Here is a 3684-nt window from a genome sequence, read left to right as displayed (position 1 = left end):
GTGGCGTCTGTCAGGCTGTTTCCCGTCGTCTTCGACGCCGGTTTATCAGAGCGGCTTTTGGCCGCTCTGGAAGCAGCTTTCAGCTGCCCAAAGCCCTCTGCGCTACCATTCGATTTTCGTCTAGGACAATTCCTCATGCAGCGTCTCGCCATACCTTCGGATTACGTCCTGCAGTTCATCCTGGGCCGCGCCTCTTATGTCCTCCCATGGGAGGACAGGCTTTGCCCAGGTAATCCAACAGATGATCCCGAAACTGGCGCAGAGGAATACAACGCATATGCCATCAAAAAGGCGCAGGGAGTCGACAGAGCAACGAAACCAGACCCTGTGCTAGATGCAGTGTATTTGGCGTTAAAAACGCCTGGAGAGGCTTACAGGGCCCTTGCTGGTGATCTTGCGGAGGCTTACCAAGGCCGTTATCGGTTTCTCATAGACAATTTGGCCCAGTGGGACGAAGAAACTAGGTGGTTGAGGGCTGATCTGGTCTTTTCCAATGCTGAGCTGCGCCATTTGTCAGCCACGCAGGTGATGGCTTTACGAACAAGGGCCGCCGAGGTCTGACGCGCTGCGCTTGTCCCCTCGATCTCCATACGGGAACAGGTTCCCGCACTCCGATCGAGGCCAGTCCCTCCACGGGGAGGGCTCACCCCCGGACTATCCCCGGCCCCGGTCGGTAGTCCAAACGGATTTCCGACCGGGGCGGGGCGGTGCGGGATATCAGCCGGTGTTGAGGCGGACGCTGCTGAGGATCTTCTCGTAGGTCTCCTGGCTCACTTCGCCCGGGACGCCGGCGGCGCCGTAGAGGACCCAGGTGGAGAGGTCACCGTTGGAGGTCGTGAAGCTGAAGGCGATCGACTTGCCGTCGGAGGAGCACTTGTTCTCCTTCGGCAGGCCGCTCACCGTCGCGGTCGCCATGTGGCCCTTGAGCCCGGAGGTGGTCGTGTACTCCTTCGGCTCGGAGACCTTGGTGGTGCCCTTCGGCGCCTTCTGCGCGTACCCGGCGAAGACCCAGTTGCCGGCCTCGTTGCGCGAGGCATCGGCGGTGCCCTTGGCCCCCATGCCGCCCTTGGTTCCGGAGGCGGCCAGCGAGGTCGACTCCTCCTTGCCGTCCTTGTTGGCGTCGACCTTGCACCAGTCCTCCTTGAGGAAGGCGGGTGCGGACATCATGACGAGGGGGCTGCCGTCGTTCTTGACGTCGTCCTCGAAGCCGATGGACATGCCCGAGGAGAGGACGTTCCAGTCTGCCGGGACGTCGAAGGCGGTGCCGTACTTCGGGTTGATGACGACCTTCCAGCCCGGGATGACCGGCTTGGCGTCGGCGCCGCCGCGCGGGCCGGCGGGTGTGCGTTAAACAACTTTGCAGCTGCCCACGAGCCCCGCGGTGTCGTGTCTGTGCCGTGATGTTCGTCGGCAGCGGCAAATGTGTATAAGGGACAGGGTGAGGGGGTGGTCCGGGGCTGCGCCCGGGCTTCTGGGGCTCCGCCCCAGGCCCCGCGCCTCAAACGCCGGCGGGCTGGATTTGGCCGGCCTTGGGCGTCGGCCGGGGTGAGGGGGGTGGGCTTCGCCCTAGGCCGCGCGCCTCGTACGTCGGCGGTGGCGTTAGGCCGGGACTCGGGGGAAGCGGGACTGGAGGGTCCAGATGACCGGGTTGTCGGCCAGGCCGTCGTGCATGTCCGTGAGGTCCGCGATCACGTCGTGGAGGAAGTCGCGGGCTTCGCGGCGCAGCAGGCGGTGGCTGAAGGTCAGCGGGTCCTCCTCCGGCGGCATCCAGTCTGCCTCGATGTCGACCCAGCCGAAGCGGCGTTCGAAGAGCATGCGGTCCGAGGACTCGGTGAAGTCGAGCTCGGCCTGCTGGCGGTTGGCGGAGCGGCTGCCCCGCGGGTCCTGGTCGAGCTGCTCGACGATGTCGCACAGCGCCCAGGCGAAGTCCAGTACGGGCACCCATCCCCAGGCTGTGGACACTTCCCGGTCCGCGTTGGTGTCGGCGAGGTAGACGTCCCCGCAGAACAGGTCGTGCCGCAGCGAGCGGACGTCCGCCGAGCGGTAGTCGGTCTGCGGGGGGTCCGGGAAGCGCCGGGAGAGGGAGTAGCCGATGTCGAGCACGTATCCGATGGTGTCACGCCGTCGTTCGTTTGCTCACCGCCCCCGAGTTCTCTCCCCGGATCCCCGGATCCCCGGGCCGCCCGCCCCAAGGGCCCGCGCGGCGCGTCCGCCGACCTCGCCACCATCGTCTCCGGCCTCGGCTCGCTCACCACGGGCGCGGCGGCGCTGATGGACGGCGGCTCGGTCAAGCAGACGATGGTGGCCATGGAGAACGGCTCCGTCTTCGTCATGTCCATCAGCGACGGCTCGCTCCTCGGCGTACACGCCGCGCCGGACTGCGACATGAGCGTCGTCGCCTACCACATGGCCTTGTTCGTGGGCCGCGCCGGCCACGTCCTGACCCCCGAAGTCCGCAGTGAGCTGCGCCAGTCGATGGAGAACACCCCGTGAGGAGTACGGCCTCCGACCGACTGCCGATACGCGGCGCCGACCGCCGCCCCGCCCGCGTGCGCCCGTACTCCCTCACGGGCGGCCGCACCCGCTTCACGCAGGTCCTGCAGGTCGAGACCTTCGTCGCCGCCCTCGACACCAGGGCCGGCGAGCCGCGGAAGCCCGACCGGATGCCCGAGATGCCGGCGATCGTCGAGATCTGCCGCCGCATGCGCACGATCGCCGAGATCGCCGCGCTGCTGAAGCTGCCGCTCGGTGTGGTCCGCGTCCTGGTCAGCGACCTCGCCGACCAGGGAAGGATCCGCGTCTACGGGACCGGGCACGGCTCCGGCCGCCCCGACCGCGCGCTGCTCGAAAGGGTGCTCAGTGGGCTCCGCCGTCTCTGAAACCGGCCTCTTCCCCCTGACCGGGGAAGAGCCCGCACAGGCCTGGCAGTACGACCGCTCGCGCGCGCCCGTCGCCGTGAAGGTGCTGGTGCCCGGGACTCCGTTCGCCGCGACGGTGAAGCGAGTCACGACGAGCCGGGGTGGCGGCACCTGAACTGAGGAATTGCAACGGTGGATGGACTGGCCTCGATCGGAGTACGGGAACCTGTTCCCGTATGGAGGTCGAGGGGACAAGCGCAGCGCGTCAGGCCTCGGCGGCCCTTGTTCGTAAAGCCATCACTTGCGTGGCTGACAAATGGCGAAGCTCAGAATTGGAAAAAACCAGGTCAGCCCTCAACCACCTGGTTTCTTCGTCCCACTGGGCCAAATTGTCTATGAGAAACCTATAACGACCTTGATAAGCCTCCGCAAGATCCTCAGCAAGGGCCCTGTAAGCCTCTCCAGGCGTTTTTAACGCCAAATACACTGCATCTAGCACGGGGTCTGGTTTCGTTGCTCTGCCGACTTCCTGCGCCTTTTTGATGGCATATGCGTTGTATTCCTCTGCGCCAGTTTCGGGATCATCTGCTGGATTACCTGGGCAAAGTTTGTCCTCCCATGGGAGGACATAGGAGGCGCGGCCCAGGATGAACTGCAGGACGTAATCCGAAGGTATGGCGAGACGCTGCATGAGGAATTTTCCTAGACGAAAATCGAATGGTAGCGCAGAGGGGGCTTTGGGCAGCGAAAGCTGCTTCCAGAGCGGCCAAAAGCCGCTCTGATAAACCGGCGTCGAAGACGACGGAAACAGCCTGACAGACGCCAC

General features: G+C 65.2%; 6 protein-coding genes and 1 pseudogene. 4 read left to right on the top strand and 3 right to left on the bottom strand.

Going from position 1 to position 3684, the window contains the following annotated elements; translation table 11 throughout:
• The coding region (locus DRB89_RS43555) for a hypothetical protein (protein WP_204358188.1) at window positions 1-561 on the top strand (561 nt) is incomplete at its 5' end.
• 156 nt (window positions 562-717) lie between these two features.
• On the opposite strand, the gene DRB89_RS42485 is transcribed toward DRB89_RS43555, so the two are convergent.
• Together DRB89_RS42485 and DRB89_RS42480 are read right to left on the bottom strand one after the other, a co-directional pair.
• Window positions 718-1218, bottom strand: coding sequence for a hypothetical protein (locus DRB89_RS42485; protein WP_204357967.1), 501 nt, complete (start codon window positions 1216-1218; stop codon window positions 718-720).
• Between the two features lie 381 nt (window positions 1219-1599).
• Window positions 1600-2103, bottom strand: a complete 504-nt coding sequence (locus tag DRB89_RS42480) for a hypothetical protein (protein ID WP_112453076.1) — start codon at window positions 2101-2103, stop codon at window positions 1600-1602.
• A gap of 81 nt (window positions 2104-2184) precedes the next feature.
• Between DRB89_RS42480 and DRB89_RS42475 the strand changes: the two are divergent.
• From DRB89_RS42475 to DRB89_RS42465, 3 genes and pseudogenes are all read left to right on the top strand, one after another.
• A pseudogene (locus tag DRB89_RS42475) lies at window positions 2185-2493 on the top strand (roadblock/LC7 domain-containing protein); the annotation flags it as partial.
• Window positions 2490-2879 (top strand): DUF742 domain-containing protein, encoded by a 390-nt coding sequence (locus DRB89_RS42470; protein WP_112450262.1) that lies wholly within the window; start codon window positions 2490-2492, stop codon window positions 2877-2879. The pseudogene DRB89_RS42475 and the gene DRB89_RS42470, both read left to right, overlap by 4 nt.
• Window positions 2860-3033, top strand: coding sequence for a hypothetical protein (locus DRB89_RS42465; protein WP_239516958.1), 174 nt, complete (start codon window positions 2860-2862; stop codon window positions 3031-3033). The genes DRB89_RS42470 and DRB89_RS42465 overlap by 20 nt, the downstream gene beginning before the upstream one ends.
• A gap of 90 nt (window positions 3034-3123) precedes the next feature.
• On the opposite strand, the gene DRB89_RS42460 is transcribed toward DRB89_RS42465, so the two are convergent.
• Window positions 3124-3684 (bottom strand): hypothetical protein (locus DRB89_RS42460; RefSeq protein WP_204357942.1); only part of this gene is annotated, 561 nt, incomplete at its 5' end.

It is taken from the genome of Streptomyces sp. ICC4 (assembly GCF_003287915.1).
Lineage (GTDB): Bacteria > Actinomycetota > Actinomycetes > Streptomycetales > Streptomycetaceae > Streptomyces > Streptomyces tritrimontium.
This window is presented reverse-complemented; position numbering and strand designations above follow the sequence as displayed.